Source organism: Methanolobus psychrotolerans, assembly GCF_002243045.1.
Classification (GTDB): Archaea; Halobacteriota; Methanosarcinia; order Methanosarcinales; family Methanosarcinaceae; genus Methanolobus; species Methanolobus psychrotolerans.
The window spans coordinates 33,069-51,315 of record NZ_MBKP01000013.1 but is presented as its reverse complement, the minus strand read 5'-3'; the positions used below and the strand labels follow the sequence as shown (position 1 = coordinate 51,315).

The 18,247-nt window shown below is 41.1% G+C and carries 14 protein-coding genes and 3 tRNA genes; 10 read left to right on the top strand and 7 right to left on the bottom strand.

All coding sequences use genetic code 11. From position 1 onward, the window contains the following. The coding region (locus BB781_RS15960; RefSeq protein WP_207205247.1) for a hypothetical protein at positions 1 to 182 on the bottom strand (182 nt) is incomplete at its 3' end. Positions 183 to 833: 651 nt separating this feature from the next. Here BB781_RS15960 and BB781_RS06545 point away from each other — a divergent pair. The 6 genes from BB781_RS06545 (at position 834) to BB781_RS06520 (ending at position 6,834) form a co-directional block, all read left to right on the top strand. Continuing rightward, positions 834 to 1,346: an amino acid-binding protein gene (locus BB781_RS06545; protein ID WP_094227702.1), complete on the top strand. Its 513-nt coding sequence runs from the start codon at positions 834 to 836 to the stop codon at positions 1,344 to 1,346. Then, a complete protein-coding gene (locus BB781_RS06540; protein WP_094227701.1) occupies positions 1,346 to 2,341 on the top strand; it encodes a homoserine dehydrogenase in 996 nt (331 codons plus the stop codon). The genes BB781_RS06545 and BB781_RS06540 overlap by 1 nt, the downstream gene beginning before the upstream one ends. 41 nt (positions 2,342 to 2,382) lie before the next feature. After that, positions 2,383 to 4,074, top strand: coding sequence for an ATP-dependent DNA ligase (locus tag BB781_RS06535; RefSeq protein ID WP_094227700.1), 1,692 nt, complete (start codon positions 2,383 to 2,385; stop codon positions 4,072 to 4,074). A gap of 46 nt (positions 4,075 to 4,120) precedes the next feature. Continuing rightward, positions 4,121 to 4,486, top strand: coding sequence for a cupredoxin domain-containing protein (locus BB781_RS06530; RefSeq protein WP_129582649.1), 366 nt, complete (start codon positions 4,121 to 4,123; stop codon positions 4,484 to 4,486). A gap of 198 nt (positions 4,487 to 4,684) precedes the next feature. Next, positions 4,685 to 5,530 carry a phosphatase PAP2 family protein gene (locus tag BB781_RS06525; protein ID WP_094227698.1) on the top strand — a complete coding sequence of 282 codons (846 nt, stop codon included), beginning with the start codon at positions 4,685 to 4,687 and terminating at the stop codon, positions 5,528 to 5,530. Positions 5,531 to 5,610: 80 nt separating this feature from the next. Then, positions 5,611 to 6,834, top strand: coding sequence for an MFS transporter (locus tag BB781_RS06520; protein WP_094227697.1), 1,224 nt, complete (start codon positions 5,611 to 5,613; stop codon positions 6,832 to 6,834). Here the strand turns inward: BB781_RS06520 and BB781_RS06515 are convergent. From BB781_RS06515 to lonB, 5 genes are all read right to left on the bottom strand, one after another. After that, a complete protein-coding gene (locus BB781_RS06515) occupies positions 6,831 to 7,637 on the bottom strand; it encodes a response regulator (RefSeq protein ID WP_094227696.1) in 807 nt (268 codons plus the stop codon). The genes BB781_RS06520 and BB781_RS06515 overlap by 4 nt on opposite strands. Continuing rightward, positions 7,637 to 9,679, bottom strand: coding sequence for a CHASE4 domain-containing protein (locus BB781_RS06510; protein ID WP_094227695.1), 2,043 nt, complete (start codon positions 9,677 to 9,679; stop codon positions 7,637 to 7,639). Before BB781_RS06510 ends, BB781_RS06515 begins: the two co-directional genes overlap by 1 nt. Positions 9,680 to 9,956: 277 nt before the next feature. Then, positions 9,957 to 11,267 carry a TldD/PmbA family protein gene (locus BB781_RS06505; protein WP_094227694.1) on the bottom strand — a complete coding sequence of 437 codons (1,311 nt, stop codon included), beginning with the start codon at positions 11,265 to 11,267 and terminating at the stop codon, positions 9,957 to 9,959. A 1-nt stretch (position 11,268) separates the two neighbouring features. Further along, a complete protein-coding gene (locus tag BB781_RS06500; protein WP_094227693.1) occupies positions 11,269 to 12,600 on the bottom strand; it encodes a TldD/PmbA family protein in 1,332 nt (443 codons plus the stop codon). A 58-nt stretch (positions 12,601 to 12,658) separates the two neighbouring features. Further along, positions 12,659 to 14,560 (bottom strand): ATP-dependent protease LonB, encoded by a 1,902-nt coding sequence (lonB, locus tag BB781_RS06495; RefSeq protein WP_094227692.1) that lies wholly within the window; start codon positions 14,558 to 14,560, stop codon positions 12,659 to 12,661. Positions 14,561 to 14,945: 385 nt separating this feature from the next. On the opposite strand from lonB, the gene BB781_RS15315 reads away from it, so the two are divergent. The 4 genes from BB781_RS15315 (at position 14,946) to BB781_RS06475 (ending at position 16,143) form a co-directional block, all read left to right on the top strand. Beyond that, the gene (locus tag BB781_RS15315) at positions 14,946 to 15,197 is read left to right on the top strand and encodes a hypothetical protein (protein WP_129582648.1); all 252 of its coding nucleotides are present in this window, start codon (positions 14,946 to 14,948) and stop codon (positions 15,195 to 15,197) included. A 647-nt stretch (positions 15,198 to 15,844) separates the two neighbouring features. Beyond that, positions 15,845 to 15,921, top strand: a tRNA-Val gene (locus BB781_RS06485). Between the two features lie 64 nt (positions 15,922 to 15,985). After that, positions 15,986 to 16,059 (top strand) — tRNA-Phe (locus BB781_RS06480). A gap of 12 nt (positions 16,060 to 16,071) precedes the next feature. Further along, positions 16,072 to 16,143: transfer RNA gene (locus tag BB781_RS06475), tRNA-Gly, on the top strand. A 697-nt stretch (positions 16,144 to 16,840) separates the two neighbouring features. Here BB781_RS06475 and BB781_RS06470 read toward each other — a convergent pair. After that, positions 16,841 to 17,881, bottom strand: coding sequence for an AI-2E family transporter (locus BB781_RS06470; RefSeq protein WP_094227690.1), 1,041 nt, complete (start codon positions 17,879 to 17,881; stop codon positions 16,841 to 16,843). Positions 17,882 to 18,247: the final 366 nt, after the last annotated feature.

The following is an 18,247-nucleotide window of genomic DNA, read 5'->3' as shown; positions in this document are numbered from 1 at the left end:
TTCTTTTCTTTATCCCAGTATGATACGGATTCATAGGCATAGGTTATCCCGGATCGGTTGTCTGTTTGATAGACAATTGCAGTCATGTGTATCAGTTCCTCGTTATGTATTACATATGATACATAACGATGATAAAGCTTTCGCTCCGATATGGAAGAGGTTTTGGAGATTTTAAGGCACATCAAAGGAGGAATTTATGGACACGTTATGAGTAAGCGGGAATGTAGGGTACATCGTTATTTATGGGATTCCTTTTGTCTTTGAGCAGCACTGCCATAGTTCTCCGATCACTCAGGAAAAAGGAGAAATTTATACCACATTGAAAAAATGACTTTTCATACTCATATTTCAGGACATAATAATTATTCCTATGATACTTGTAACACCTATTATAGCTGGAACAACGACAGATACACTAAATACATTTCTTATTTTTGCTCTGTAGAACCTATCAAAATCAAAATTCATAGACTGGAGATGAGGTTGTAATCCAATATCTTGCAACACATTAAATAATATTTTTAATCAAATTGTTGTTCGAATATTGAGGATTTCTACAAAGCCCAATTTCTGCTATATTTTTAAAGATTGTTAATTGATATTGTCTGTTATACTCTTACAGCACTGAAATAATATCCCTGCCTTCATATAGAATTAATTATAAATGTAATTATTTAAGTACTATTTAAGTGTATCTAGCACTGATTTGCAACTAAATCTTAACACATTTGTAGCAAACAAGCAAAAAGTTTGTACGTAGAATATATCTACATTTAATGTGTATGAGGTTAAGCGTTCATAAATAATTCTATTTACACATTACGAGGGTATACATGCGAGTTTCCATGGACATTGAGTTGAAAGATATCCCCGGGCAGTTACTTCTGGCTTTAAGACCTGTATCCGAATTCAAAGGAAATTTGATTTCGGTGGTCCACCATCATGAGAAAAGGACTCCCCGTGGCACTATCCCGGTTCAGGTAGTGTTTGAGACTAAACCGGACAACCTTTGTAATATCATTTCCAGCCTTGAAGAGAGTGAAATTGGTATTGCACGTATCGATGAGAAAAGATATTTTGAGCACGGTGCGGTAATTCTTATCGGACATATCGTCCACACGGATATCCAGGATACAATAGATACTATTGATAATACCGGCTATGCAGAAGTTGTTGACCTTAACCTTTCAATGCCAAAGATCAAAATGCCATCTTCAGCATCTTTAAAAATAGATGCTGTCAGCAAGGAACATCTCGCATCAGCTATTGAGCTACTAAAGGAAATTGCCAAAAAGAAAGACCTGCTTGTCATCGAACCTATTAAAAGCGAATTGGGGGCAGTTTGATGAGAACAATACGTATCTCCATTATAGGATTTGGTGCAGTGGGACAGGGTGTTGCAAGAGTTATTCTGGATAAGAAAGACTATCTTGACAGTATCGGCCTTGATTTTAAGGTCGTTGCTGTTGCGGACTCAAGAACAGCTGTTATTGATCATGATGGCGTGGACCTTGCCGCTGTGCTTTTCAGGAAGAAGACTGAAGGGAAAGTAGGCTTTGAAAAGGTCACAGGACTTGAGATCATAGAAAACATTGATCATGAACTTGTGGTTGAGACCACTCCTACTAACATAGTAACTGGTGGCGCCGGCCTTAAGAACATGCTTATGGCTTTTAAGCATGGAAGGGATGTCGTGACTTCCAATAAAGGTCCTCTTGCAATGAAATACGGGGAACTTATGGAGACTTCCGCTGCAAATGGTTCAAAGTTCAAGTTCGAGGCAACCGTAGGTGGTGCAATGCCTGTACTGAACCTGGCAAGAGATGTTCTGGCAGGTAATAAGATCACGAATGTGGAAGGTATTTTCAACGGTACCTGTAATTATATTCTTACCCGCATGATGGAGGAGCATGCCCCGTATGAACAGATGCTTGCAGAAGCACAGGAGCTCGGATATGCAGAAACTGACCCTACCTACGATGTAGAGGGAATTGATACTGCCTGTAAACTGGTCATACTTGCAAACAGTGTATTTGGAATGAATGCAACCCATGAGGATGTCACGATCACAGGTATTACAAAGATAACACCTGAGGCACTGCTTCTGGCCCAGAATGACGGGTATGTCATAAAACTCATAGGTGAGGTCAATGACAGCAGGATAAATGTAGCCCCTAAACTGGTGCCGACAGATCATCCACTGGCAGTGGGCGGTACTCTCAATGTTGCATCCATGCAGACAGAACTGGCCGGCCCTATCACTGTAACAGGACGCGGGGCAGGCTCTATTGAAACTGCAAGTGCGATCCTCAGTGATATAATCTCTATTTACAGGGAATGAAAAGGCCTCTATCGTCTTATATTTTTAAGGAAAGGCGCATTATGACAAGTTTCAGAGAATTCGCTTACGCCTGTAAGGTCATCGAAGGTACTTCCGGTTCGCTTGATATGGCCTCTCTGGTCGCCGACTTGCTCAAAAAGGTCACTCATGAGGAACTTCCTGTTGTCACTCACTTTGTGATGGGTGAGGTTTTTCCTGCCTGGAGCAGTGAAGAAATAGGTGTTGGTGCAGGTATTCTCTACAATGCCCTTGCAAAGTCAGCTGGGCTTTCTGTAACTGACATCAAGGAACTTGTGAAAGAGACTGGCGATATCGGTGAAACCGCATCAAGAGCTTTAAAAAAAAGTTCCGGGGGCCAGGCAACATTCTCTTCTTTCCTTGAAGAATCTAATGACCTTTCTATTCTGGAAGTATTTGAAAGGTTCAGGTCTATCTCCAAATCTTCAGGCAAAGGCTCCCAGACATCTAAAATAAAGAATCTTCAATATCTTTTTAATTCATCCTCGCCTGAAGAGGTTAGTTACATTGCACGCCTTGCAGTTGAAGAGCTGAGAATCGGAGTTGGCGAGGGAATTGTAAGGGATGCCATTTCCAAAGCCTTTGATGTTACGGCAGAAGAAGTTGAAAGGGCTTTCATGCTTACCAATGATCTTGGGCTTGTTGCAAGTGCCGCGAAGAATGGTGGACGGGATGCGGTAGTATCTCTTGGGCTTGAGCTCAATCGTCCAATACGTATGATGCTTGCTCAGGTCACTCCAAGCCTGGATGCAGCTCTTTCAGACATCGGCACTGCCGCAGTAGAATGGAAATTTGATGGCGCCAGGGTCCAGATACACAAAGAAGGAGACAACGTTACACTATTCTCCCGCAGGCTTGAAAATATTACGGAATCACTTCCGGACATAGTGGAAGCGGTAAAGGAAAACGTCACTGCCGGATCTGCAATACTTGATGGTGAAGCGGTGGCTATAGATGAGAACGGCAGGCCCAGGGCATTTCAGGACATACTGAAACGTTTCAGACGAAAGTACGATGTCCAGGCTACTGCACGCGAAATTCCTCTCATACTCAATCTTTTTGATATTATGTACCTCAATGGTGAGGAACTGCTTGATCACCCTCTTGTTCAGAGAAGGGCGAAACTTGCCGGATGTGTGAGAAACGGTGAGACGATCAAAGTTGATACACAGTATCTCACCGATGATCCAGAAAAGATCCTGGAGATATACAATGATGCCTTAAAGGCAGGTCATGAGGGTGTGATGATAAAAAACCCTGAGTCACCATATTCTCCCGGGAAAAGAGGTAAGAACTGGCTCAAGAAAAAACCGGTTATGGAAACCCTTGATCTGGTCGTTATCGGGGCAGAATGGGGGTATGGCAGGCGTACAAGTTTCCTCGGTTCTTATGCACTTGCATGCCATGACCCCGACACAGGACGTTTCCTGCCAGTCGGGCGTGTTGCCACTGGTTTTTCTGACGAGCAGCTTGCAGAACTGACGGAACTGTTCTCTGAACTCATTGTAGTGGAATCCGGAACAGAGGTTGAAATTAAACCCGAGGTAATCTTTGAGGTTGCTTTTGAAGAGATCCAGAAAAGTGTGAACTACGAATCAGGCTATGCACTTCGTTTCCCTCGACTGGTAAATGTAAGGTCTGACAAATCTGTTGAAGATGTTGAGACTATCGGACATCTTGAGGAAATGTACCTCTTGCAGCGTGAAAGGAACTGAGATGCCATCAAAAGTGTTATTAGCAAATAGCAATTGTTCTAAGAATATGAGAGTAAGAAACCTTGTATTCCTGACCATACTGATATCCCTGATGGTATTATTCTTTTCAGGTTGTATAGAGGAACATTCTTCAGATGTACAGGCAATTGAAGCAGATGCTGTCATATACATTGAGAACTATGAGTTCCATCCATACTCAGCCACAATCACGCCTGGAGATACTGTCATTTGGGTTAATAATGACTCTGTAGCCTTTATCATAAAAGGCAATCTTGTTGGAGGCGACAGTTTCCAGTCTCCAACACTCCGGAAAGGTGACACATTTACCTATGTATTCGAAGACGCGGGCAGTTATAAATACGAGCTTATGACCCACCCCTGGACAAAGGGCGGCTTCATTGTCGTGGAGTGAACTTCAAAGCAGGACATCCTTAAATCCTGCATTTTTTACCAATCTGATTGCTTTTTCGTAAAATAAGATTGCAGGCAAATGATCGTTTGGTATCTTCTGATAGCATTTTAGGAACATATGTTCAGGCACAATCTTTATCTTTAAAGGTAAATTTGTTAAATCATATCTTTATGCATTGAAAAACAACTGAATGATACAATGGAAGGTATTCATCTAATAGCGATAATTGTTCCTGTAGTTTTCCTTATGAACCTTATAGCTTATTTTGTATTCATACCCCACAGATACAGGATCGAAAACAGAATTTCCGCAGCAGATTACAGAAGCATGCAAACATTCACATCGGAGATACTGCCACATTTGCTGTTGGTTTCGTTCATCTATATTCTAGTGAAATCCCAGGGCGTGATTGTAAGCATATTCGAAATTTCCCCTGATTATGACCTTGCACAATACATACTCCATATGGAAGGCAGCAGTGTGAGTATGTTCCAGGCTTTTACCCATCCTTTGTTGACATATGTAAGTTCATTTATCTACATTTTTGGATTTTCTTTCCTTCTTATATTCACTTTTGTAGCACTCATATTTACCAGACATTCCCAGGCACTGCGGGAGTATGCCATTGCAATTGCCATTATTTACATGACTGCTTTTCCGTTCTACATCTTCACTCCTGTAAAGGTCACTGGCCATACTTTGCCAGAAGTAATGCCGCTGCTGTACAATTTAAGTCCTATAGTATATGAAGGCTTGAAGACCGTGGACCCTTTTTTTGACAACTGTTTTCCAAGTCTTCATGCAGCCCTTTCCATCCTTGCAATGCTCTTTATCGTTTTCAGGACAGATCTGAAGAGATTCAAGATGTTTGCAGTTATTATAACTCTGGCTATCCAGTTCACAATATTTTATCTTGGGATACACTGGATAACTGATTTTGTTGGCGGCATTATACTTGCTATCTTTAGTTTTCACGTTGCTACAAGATACAGTTACTGGATTCCAGGTAAAGTTCGTGTTTCATATGACCGCGATGATAGATGACCGGTTCGTCCTCAGGATGTTTATTCATTGATTCTTAGGCTTTACGCTTTGACAAATAATCACATTACACAGGTCCTAAAATGAACTCTGATGCTCCGGTACTTCAAAATAATAAGCAGAAACTGGACCCTGCCCTTTATATTCTCTCTCTTTCCAAATTGTTCAAGGATCTTGGTACCGGGATGCTTGCATTCCTGCTTCCCCTGTACATAATTGGGATGGATAGTGATATTTTCTCAGATATTCCTATTGTGGTCAGGGCAGGTATAATAGCTACTGTTTTCGGACTGTCAAATGCTATATCGCAGCCATTCCTTGGCCGGTTGTCAGATTCCCTTGACCGAAGAAAGCCTTTTGTTGTCATAGGCATGATCGGGTTTACTCTGATTTCCTTCATGTATGCAAATACCCACAATTTCGATCATCTGGTAATGCTGCGTATGGTGCAGGGAATTACTGCAGGTGCAACAGTTCCTGCTATTGTTGCAATGGTGACCCATATGTCGACAACTGGCACAAGAGGTATTGCCATTGGAATGTATTCCACGGTGCGGGGATTTGGTTTTGGCATTGGTTCTATAATAGGTGGTGTTGTGGCAAGTTATTATGGTTTTGCCACAGCGTTTTATGTAAGCACTTTACTGGGCCTTGCAAGCCTGATATTAATCTCTTTTTTTGTATCTGAGACCCATGATGGTACGCCTAATAAAAAAAGTACATCAAAGCCGGAACATGGACTCCAGTTTTTCATTCTTGCAGTTGCCATGTTCATGATGATGGCAGGAATTATGATAATCTTTGCTTTCCTGCCTGAATATGAAACAAGGCTCAACACAGGTGAAATATCTCTTAGTATTGCAGTCTCTGCCTACGTGATAGTAAGGGTATTGTTCCAGACCCCGATGGGATTAATATCTGATCGTTTAGGAAGGAAAAGGATAATAGCAATGGGCCTGCTCCTGAACATTCCTATTGTAATTGGTCTTGGCCATGTTGAAAACGTTAGCCAGCTGATAGTACTGCGTTCGATACAGGGAATATCCATGGCTGCTGTGGAAACTCCTGTGATGGCTCTTGCGGTTGATCTGGCAGGGGTTTCTGTCAGTTCCAGAGTAAGTACTATAACAGCTTCCCAGGCAGCCGGAATGGCCCTTGGTCCTATTATGGGAGGACTTCTTGCCGGTTATATCTCATTTGAAATGCCTTTCTATATATGTGCAACCATGTTGTTGTTGTCATTACTGCTTGTGCTGGCAGGCATTAAAGAACCCTTAAAATTAAAAACTAATAATAAGCCCACTTAACTATAGGCCACCTCAAAGCTGCGAAATGATCTTTCTATCTTTTTCCGGTCAGTGATATCATAGAAAATCACAACAGTTCCTATGATCTCATTTTTCTTATTGGTAATAGGAGAGCCGATCACATCAAGTGGTATGTGGGTGTTGTCTTTTGAAATGAGTGTAGTGTTATCATCAAGGCCAAAGAAAGCACCTTCCCTCAGTATTTTTGTTGTGGGGTCCTCTGCACACCGGTTGCCCTCACAAACAACTTTAAAAATCTGACAGATTTGCCGGCCCATGGCTTCTTCCTTCGTATATCCGGTAAGTGCCTGCGCAAATGGATTCATATATTTAATTACGCCGTTGTTATCAGTGGATATAATTGCATCACCAAAGTTATTGTGCAATGAAGTAATCCACTTTTCATGATCGAAAAGTTTTTCTTTTTCTTTTTCCCTTTTATAGAGAGCAATTTCAATATTTGTCCGAAGCTCTCTTTCATCAAAGGGTTTCAGGATATGTCCAAAAGGTTCTGTGAGTTTTGCCCTTTGAAGTGTTCTCTCATCAGAATATGCTGTGAGGTAAATGACAGGTATATCATAATTTTCACGTATGACCTTTGCAGCATCTATACCGTCTATATTTCCTTTAAGGACTATATCCATCAATATAAGGTCAGGATGGCATTGATTAGCGATTTTGATAGCTTCCTCACCACTGGAAGTCATACATGGCACAGAGTATCCTAAATGTTCCAGACTATCTTTGATATCCAGAGCGACTATTTTTTCATCTTCGACTATCATTATCCGTTCATTAGCCATCAGTAGTCCCTTCTCTTGTAGGATAATTCTTTAAATGTGATCCTGAATTCCGTACCATTGCCTCTTTTAAGTTCTATACATCCTTCTATTTGTTCTACCAGTGAGACAACAAGCTGCATTCCTAATGAATCTGTATTCATGAAATCAATATCTTCAGGGAATCCTATTCCGTTATCTTTTATATAAAGCACGTAACTACCATCATTCTCGTGGTTTACCTCTATGAGTATTTCCCCTTTGTGCTCCTTAAAAGCATGCTTCAAGGCATTTGACACGATCTCATTAATGATAAGCCCAAGTGAAATAGCTGTATCAATGCCTTGTGTTACGTTTTTAATCTTTATATCAATTTTGATATCTTCCGGGTCACATGCATAGGCATTAAGCAAATATTTAATAAGTGTCTCAATATAAGTTCCAAGTTCGATATTCTCAAGATCACGGGACTGATATAGTTTCTCATGTGCTATAGCCATCGTCTTTGCACGATTCTGGCTCTTTCGGAAAGCTTCGATGGTTTCTTTATCAGTGAATTTTCTTGACTGGAGTCTGAGAAGGCTTGATATTATCTGCAGGTTATTTTTTACACGATGATGTATCTCCTTTAAAAGCAGATCCTTTCTACGCATTTCTTCTGCCTGCTTTATTTCAGTTATATCCTTTACAACAGCCATTACCTCATCTTCACCACTAACGATTACCCGCACCTCAAAATCCCTCATTTGGCCCTTCACATGCATTGTATATTGCATAGTCTGGATCGTATTTGTCAAAAGGGCCTGCTCTATCAATTTCAGTTCTCTCTCTGCAATATGAAAAGGAAGAACATCATCCAGAGTAAGATTTAGTTCTGTATCAGGGGACTCATAGATGCAGTTATCCGTGGAGAGTTTGTAGTTGCAAATCGTTCCATCCCTTTTAATCTTGAACATCATGTCAGGCATTGCCTGCAAAATAGCATTAATGGTTGTATCCCTTCTTAAAACAAGTTCCTGTGATCTTTCAAGTGATTCAAGCATCTTGTTTACGGATTCTCCCAGATTGGCGACTTCATCGGTACCTTCATGATGGACTCTCCTGGAGAAATCTTCCCGTTCACCAATATCCTTCACTTCACTCTGAAGCTTCTTGAGGCGGGAAAGATGTGATTTTTCCAGCAGTGTAGCCACAGAAATACCAAAAATAATTCCTGTAAGGACTAAAATAAGAAGGAAATAGTTTATAGCATTAATTCCATGTTGGTGTATGGACCGAAACATACTGGTTTCCAGAGAATATGCTTCATTTCCATAGATATCATTGAAATGCACATATGAATAAATATGAGTATCATCGTAGAGGATACTTGTAGTTATAGTTTCATTTTTATCGCCATAAGGAGTGTTTTTGTTGTTACCCTCCGGATTATAATTCCGAAGATTTGTAATTTTTATTTTGAGGTTTATTGTTTCTTCTAACCTTGTGATCTCGTCAGTATCAAGAAATCTCCCCATAAGTACAGTTCCCACAATTGGTCCGCTTTTATCACTTTTTACAATTGGCTGGGAAGTTAACATTATAGGTTTGCCTGCAAATACCAAAAAACCTGTCTTTCTGCTATTCTCATTATCATGCTCCAGAAGATCATTTCTTTGTCCCAGATGATCTTCCAGTTCATGAATTATCCGGTAATTATCTTCTCCGGAATGTACAATTTTATTATAGACCAAAACCCCCGCTTCATTATAATATAGCATAAAATCCAGCCTCTGGTTAAAAAAAGTATCATCCATCAAGTAATTTTCAATATAAATGCTGTTATTATCCTGAATGAATTGATACGTTTCATCCCAGACAGACCAGTCAGATGTTTTTTTTTCAAGGTCCAGGGTTTCGAACAACAACGTATTTTTAAGGCAAATGGCATTTTTATTTGCATCCTGCTCTTCAAGTTTATCAAAACTCTTTAAAATAATAACATGTGAACTCAGGTATATGATCAAAATCATTCCTACAAGAGTTGCACCAATGATGCCAAATGTTTTTTTGTGTAATGTAACCATTATCTGCCTTAACAAATGATTGTACAATTAGCATTGTTTTTAATTAAATATAACTCTCTTATAATTTAGATGTATATATAATTGTTTCTAATATGTGCGCACATTTGAGAAGTAATAAGTTTAAAATCGATAGTTATTGCCTATAATCATTGTTAATATACTGCAAGAATACACATATAAAAAAGATATGATGTACAATTCTGCATATAAGAGAACATATAAAAAAAAAGAGATCGATTCTCATGAGAATGATAATGTTCCCATGTAATTTATATTCTCAGCCTATTACACTGATGTCCGAAACTCTTATAGAGGGGGTAATGGTACCACCAACTTTCCGTACGTCTGTGCCTGCCCCATTAATATTCTTAAGCATATCGAATATATTACCTGATATCATGAGAGATGCAATGGGTTTGTCCAGTTTTCCATCTTTTATAGTAAAGGCGTTCCTTGCTTCTACTGAGAAATCACCGGATATGCCGTTTGCTGTATGTGCACCTATCACTGTATTTACATAAACACCAGAATCAGTATCATCTATAACATCACATTTGGGGAAATCTATTATGAAATTCCTGGTTCCCACAGAAGGTGTTGAAAGATATGAGTTCCTGGATGCGTTTCCAGTACTTTCCACACAATCTTTTCCTGCTGTGTAGGTATCATATAGATATGACATGAATGTCCCGTTTTCAATGACAGTGGTCCTTTGTGAAGCAACTCCCTCGTCATCTGCGATCCCCGTTTCGATACCACCTTCAAGCAATCCGTCATCGTAGATTGAAAGCTGTTCATTTGCTATGATTTCGCCCTTCTTTCCGATGAGGCTTGAACGCCCCTTCTGAACATTATCGGCATCTATTGATGACATGAATGTATTTTCGATCAGGTCTGAGAATGCAAATGGGTGGAGTATTACCTCTGTTCTGTGAGGCTCAATTGATATGGTGTCCTGGGACATCCTTGCAAGTTCTGCAGCATTCTTCCCTATGGAAATAAAATCAATATCATTGTTCCTGGATATTGCAAAATCATAGGCTGTGGATGTTTCACCGGAATTAGTGATGACATCGACAAACCCGGAAACTCCGGTTCCTTCTTCTGATACTTCAACTCCGTTGGTATTCAGGATGAGTCTCTTTCCATAACTGCGTCCAAAGCTGCCGGATGTAACTATTATTCCAGGTACGGTTTTTGTTCCTTCTATCATTTCCATAGTATGAGCGATACAGTCATCGAGTTCCATGTTCTTAAGTTGCTGGTCCATTATTCCGGAAACAGCCGGATATTTCTGGTTCGACGGCAATGATCTCCAGTCCGGGTCACTGTCCTGTATATTTGCAGAGCTGACCGCATTCTTTGCGGCCTCATCAATAAGGCTCATGATGTTGGTGCTTGCAAAACCTACAGCACCGTTTACAACAGCACGGATACCGATACCTGTTATTATATTTTCCTTTGCCCCTTCTATAACATCTTTCTGTATGCTTACAGACGTCTTCTGACTTTCAATGATGTAGACTTCAGCTTCTTTTGCACCGTATTTTGTCACTGCTTTCAGGGCTTTTTCAGCAAGATCATACATATTATACACCTCCGACCATGGCTTGGGATATCATCAGGTGTGGGGAACCGTCTGTAACAGGCACAAGCTGACCACCTTTCCCACATCTTCCTGAATTCATTTTCAGGTCATTACCGACCATTTTCACGTTATTCAGTATTTCAAGGATCTTGCCGGAAAGTGAAACATCCCTAATGAGTGTTGTTAGTTTTCCATCTTCAATGAGATATCCTTTTTCAGCATTGAACTGGAAAACACCTTCACCGGTATTTACCTGTCCACCCCGTGAACCTATCAAATACATTCCGTTACCTATTTCCTCAAGCATTTCCTCAAACCTGGAATTCCCGTTATCTATGTAGGTATTGCTCATACGTACGATGGGTCTGGAATGACCCTGTGCTCGACAATGTCCTGGCGTTCCTCCAAGTTTTGCGGCAGTTTCCCTAGAATGCAGATATGACTTAAGTATACCATTTTCTATGAGGGTTGTTTTCTCTGACTGTGAGCCTTCGTCATCAAAAGGGAAATATCCATATTCATGAAGTGTGGGGTCATCAACAATTGTGACCAGAGGAGATGCTATGCATTCTCCAATGCGATTCTCTAGGACCGAACTTCCTTCAAGTACAAGGTCAGCTTCTGATGCATGACCTACTGCCTCATGGGCAAAAACACCAGCAAGTTCCTGGTCAAGGATCACAGGCATATTTCCACCTTTGGCAGGTTTTGCATCGAGGAGTTGCAATGCGCTTTTTGCGGCAGCCTCTGCAAGTTCGGATGCATTATATGTATCGAATATTTCGTAGCCCGTAACACCAAAACGACTTTCTCTGCCTGCCTGGTAGATACCATTCCTTGATGCTACGGCACTTATGGCAAAACCAGTGCGTACGACTTCATATTCCCCTTCTATGCCCGTGGAGTCTGTATACTGTATTTTATAAGCTGACTCACTGTATACTGCACTTGTACTGCTGATGCTGTCCATTTTGGCATGTTTGCCGAATTCAATCAGGTTTTGGACCTTCTCTTCAAGAGATATATCAAGTGGGTTCTTTTTTACTTTTGGGAGGTTCGTGACAACAGGTTTTGCTATTTCCTTCATCCTAACTTTGTCTTTAGGTGATTTCTCATCCATGCTTATGGCAAGTTCTGTAGCGGCCCTTATTGCTTTTTCAATATCGAAATCCCCATCTGCGGAAGTGAATCCCCAGGAACCCCTTTTTAACGCACGTACAGCAGCTCCTTTTGTAAAATTGACCGATATCTGCTCTATCTTGCCATTATCGAGGACAACGGAAGTAGTAGTCCCCTCTATGATCCTTGTATCAAAAAAGTCTACACTATGCATAATTTTGCTCCTCCCAGTATTAATAAAATAAAAGTTTAAATAAATGAGAGTCCCCGATTTATACAGGGACTATCTCCGGCAGTTCGGAACTCATTTTGAAACTGCTCAGGCTCTTGAGCTTCTCAACGATCCTGTTTTTATCCGGACCAACCAGACTGTGTTCGATGACTTCAATAATATTAGTTACCGGAACGATCTCGATCTTATCCCTATATGCTTCTTCGATTAGCACATCATCCTCATTTGATTTTGGGATAATGACTTTCTTGATGCCGGCCCTGGCTGCAGCTTCGATCTTATAGGTTGCACCTCCTATTGGAAGTACATCCCCTCTGACAGACAATGAACCTGTCATGGCTACGGACTGGTCGATAGGAATGTTCTCAAGGGCTGATATTACAGCGGTTGCTATGGATATGGATGCACTGTCCCCTTCCACACCTTCGTATGTACCTATGAACTGGATGTGGATATCATGATTTGTGATGTCGTTACCTGTTATGTTCTTGATAACGGCAGAGACATTCTGCACAGCTTCCTTTGCTATATCCTTTAGCATCCCTGTGGCAATTACTTTTCCTTCTGAGTTGGAAAGTGATGGCGTCACTCCTGCCATTATAGGCAGAACGATACCTGAATCTCCTCCCATTACTGCAAGACCGTTAACTCTTCCAACAGCACTACCTGTTTTCTTGAAAAGCTGGTAATCGTTCTTGCGTTCAAGGTAACTGTCAGCAAGTTGCTGTTCTATGGACCTTGCCATCTTCTTTGCTGCAAGCACGTGTTTTGCAGTTGTGACCGCAGCATCTTCTGAGTGTGCAATGTCGCCTGCAACCCTAACAAGCCCTCCAAGGTCACGAAGTTTCAGTGTGAGGTGTCCTTTTCGTCCTGCTCTTCTCTGGGCTTCACGGATGACCTCATCCACAGCTTCCTTGTCAAACGGTGGAAGGTGCCCATCTCTGAGAACTTCCTGTGCTACGAATCTAACCAGGCTCTTACGATTCTCAGGTGTGTCCTCCATGGAATCTCTCATGAACAGCTCATATCCGTAACCCTTTATACGCGACCTGAGTGCCGGATGCATCTTTTCCATCGCATCAAGGTTACCTGCAGCTACCATGATGAAATCGCAAGGTACAGGTTCTGTCTTCACAAGTGCACCGGAACTCCTTTCTGACTGGCCGGTGATGGGGTACTCCTTTTCCTGAAGTGCTGTTAACATACTCTGCTGAGATTCAAGGTTCAAGGTGTTGATCTCATCTATAAAGAGTACGCCTTTGTGCGATTTGTGAATGTCACCGCTCTCAACCCTGTCATGTGCCGGAGTTTCAAGTCCTCCTGACTGGAACGGGTCATGCCTTACGTCACCAAGAAGCGCACCTGCATGGGTACCTGTTGCATCCAGAAAAGGTGCGTGCTCCTTCTGATAGTTTGAAACTATAAGCTTTGGAATCATCATTTCTTCTTTAGGCATGAACTGGCGTGTCAGGAGCAATATCATGATCGCAGCTATGATCCCCCATAAGAGCTCATTTACGTAGAATGAATAGATAATGATACCGAATATCAGTATCATCATCAGCATGTTGCGCGACTGGACTTTTTTCTGAGCTTCCAGTTTATGCGCCATGACGATCTCCCTGCCTTTTCCGGCTGGCACTGAACGTATTTTGGGATTATTATTATCCTCCGGGTTAGGATATGCCATTATATCCTGCAACTCTTCTTTTGGAAGAAGTTCAGCCATTGCTTTTGCAAGTAAGGATTTACCTGTACCTGGGCTGCCTATCATCATGACATGCCGTCTCTGGCTCGCTGCTTTTTTAACCACCTCCACTGCATGTTCCTGTCCGATAATCTGATCTATCAAAAGCTCGGGAACATCTATGGAGTCCGTGGTTTCGAAATTGTCCTCGTATAGTTCAATCTCTTCGCTAGAAGTAGTAATCTCTTTTTCCATAGTCTTCTCACAAGGTTTGCGGTTTGTTCACAGTTGTGCGTACAAAATATATACTTAACGGTTTTTATAATTATGTAACTCAAATTTATTAAATTTAACTTGTGAGTAAAGTTAATATGAACAAAGTGACATCTCAATATAAGAATCTATGCATTTCTTCATTCAGAGTATGATATTTCAGGGTAGGATATAAATGAGGTTGGCAGTTTTTCTAGTCTTTGCGTTGATTATCTCTCTGTCATCTTTCCCAACCAGTAGCAATATCATTTCAAATGGTGAGGAATATATTCACTTTAATCAGGTTTCCATTAAATTTCAAGGAACAGATGCCGTGATTTCTATGTCATACAGTCTGGATATGTTTTCAAGTATGTATATATTTTTAATGGGGGCCTACAACCTGGAACCTGCAATTGGTGATCTCTTCTGGGATTTTGATGACATGGAGGTTCTTGATATTGGAAAGGATAATGCAGTTGTTTTTGTAAAGGATGTATCACGTAAGAATGATGAATACTATCTTCATGATTCCCATGAACTGGGGGATACTGTAGATATTTTAACAATTGTGTACCCCGATGGATCCTCACGAACTATTTTGGATGCGAGCGAAACACCTGATACTTTCTACAACTAATGAGACATAAATGCATTTTACGGCTCCATTTAAAGTTCTGTATGAATCTTTAAAGAAACAGTGATCACATGCAGAAAATAGTGAACTGTGTGAGGGTTAAGGCCTGCAATGAACAGGTACCCCTGAGATTAAAGAATATATCCAAGACCATTAGGATTAGGATTATGGTATTGTCATTGATTGTCCGGATACGTGTGTTACCCGCTACATTGTCAATGATGCCTGTGTACTTGCCCGAAATCCTCTGTCAGGACATGACTCAATGCAGATGTTAGGGATGTGCTGCCGGGGCGTTATGGACAGTATTCTGGCAATAACGATTATCAAGTACTTGCTGGACATTGTTGATAAATGATGATATGCATAGTGTATTATGATACACTGTATGTGATATTCGATAGATCAAAATGAAACGCAACCCACATTGCCCGTTTGCGATGAAGGACATGCAATAAAAGAAATGTTCCCTGATGAACATCATCGTAAATGCTCTTTATATGGTAAATGATATTGTATACCTGTTTACCCAAAAGATTTATCAACCATTATGCATTATGTGGGGTGCTGATAAGCGCCAAGGCTTGCGTTAATAGTACTCAAGTGCTGTTAAGCAGTAAGGTGTTTACAGGCATTTGCTAACTGTTAATGGGCTCGTGGTCTAGCTGGTCATGACGTCGCCTTGACATGGCGGAGGTCGGGTGTTCGAATCTCCCCGGGCCCACCATAAACAGTTGGCTGGCAGATAAATTTAAATCTAAAAGCAACAATTAGGTGCTTCGGGTCATTATGCCCAGGTAGCTCAGTTTGGGAGAGCGCTGCCCTGAAGAGGCAGTTGTCCCCGGTTCAAATCCGGGTCTGGGCACCTAAGCAAAGAACATCAGTAGTGTAGCGGTCATCACCGGGCGTTGCCAACGCTCGAACCCGGGTTCGAATCCCGGCTGATGTACTAGTAAATTTTTTATACACCGTCATTAATAGATAGTGATTTTTTTTCTTATTTTCTAGCACTAAAAAAGAGGATACTATCGTTTTTCGATCCATAGGTAGAGCAAAAGTAGGGTATAACTCATCATATCACATTACCTTGAAAATGGGTTCAGAGAGGTTATGAAATAGGCTCATTAAGGCTCTGTAGATAGCCTGAATGTTTCGCAAAGTTTTTATTGATAGGACTCCCAAAGTTTCATTTATCAAAAAAAGCTATGTCGCATAGATACCACTGGAGCGAATGATCCAGTGAATATAGTGCACAAGGGGGAGAACAAACAATGGAGAGAATGTTGGTAATAGTTTTTGACAACGAAAATTAGTTCTCGATCATAGGGAGGACACGCGCATATGATATTTTTCAGGGATTGACGGGATTTTTACGACAATGATCCCTTATCTAAGGGAATTGTATAAGAATGGTTTCCATGATTTGTTCATGAGTGATATTCGCATGTTCTTGGAATATGAATATCCAGATGTACTCAATAAGTCGTGCGCAACAACTTTTTTACGGTATTTTCCTATGGGTTCTTAGCAAAGATTTATGTCATATGGAATTCGATAAAAATTCAAGTCTCGTTAATATTTCCCTGGATGATTTGGAGACAAAATCTTTTGTTCCGTGCAGATAGATGCCATTAAGATAGGCATCCTCATTTGCTTTTGCTCTCTCCCATAAGCTCAGCTATCCAGTGTGTGTCTTCAAAACTTCCCAAGACGGTTCGCACCACCATTGTAAGGGGGGTGCTGATGAGTGCTCCTGCAGGCCCTAATACGAAACCCCAGTATATAAGGGACAGGAATACGACAGATGGCGATATTTCCAGTCCTTTCCCTGCAAGTGAGGGGAACAGGAGGATATCAGAAAGACCGTTTACGATCAATACGGCCACTACAATAGCCAGGGCACCCAAGGGGCTGTACTGCAGCAGCGCAAGGATCGCCGGAGGGATAACGGCTAGTGCCAGGCCGATATATGGGATATAGCCTAGCAGGAATGCCAAAAAACCCCAAAGGAAGGCAAATTCAATATCCGCGATGAGTAGAATAATAGTAGTTCCAATGCCCATCACAAGATTGGTTTTTGTACGTATCACCGCATAGTCCATTACCTGGCCGCCTAAATTCTTGATGTTTACTGCAAGTGTAAAACGCTCTTCGGTTTCTCTTTGGACCTTCTTCGAAATTCCTACCGCGTCTAACAACAGAAACGCAGTTGTGATTATGATGAGACCGACTGTTGTTGCAGCACTCACAGTTCCTGAAAATATCGATGCCAGAGAAGCCAGCAGGAAAACTCCCACATCGCGGGCGATAGACCCCAGGGAGATATCAAGATTCTCTATGTATGGAATATATTCCATAAGGCTGTCAACTCTTTCTTCCAGGTTGCTCTGGTAAGCAGGGGTCAGTTCATTGAACTGCAGTATAACACTGACTGTAAAGATGCTGACAACCACAACAATCACCAGGAACAGCAGGATGACAAGGGCGATACTGATCACAGGATGTACTCCTCTTTTCTGGAGCTTGTATATCAAAGGAGCAAATATGAGTGTTGCAAAGAGTGAGAACAGGATGGGAATCAATATTGATGCGATCTCCCGCATTCCAATTGTCAGAAGTACCACGGCAACTATAACGAATAGAAGCTTTGTGGGCGCGGAAAATGTGTCAGTTTGTAAATTCTTCATACACACTACCTCTTAGGTCTTCATCAATATCTACTATCTCTTATTCTATTATTCTATAAGTCTCTATCTACATGTTTTCCATACACTTTGCAAGAGCCCGCACATTATTTGTACCTCATGAAAAGGAAAAGGAGGATTATATACAGCAATATCAGCATTGTCAGAATGCCTGTGACTATTTTGAAATATGTTTTCATACATTGCCTTTAGGTTAGTCACCATATATCATTATCATATTTTTTAACTCGTTCACGCTGATATTCCCGTGAGTTCCGATAGCCATCCAATCATCTACTAACGATAGTTTGCCATTTTAACCTTCCATCCTCTTTTCTCTTTATTCTATGTGGAATGGAAAGAGCACTG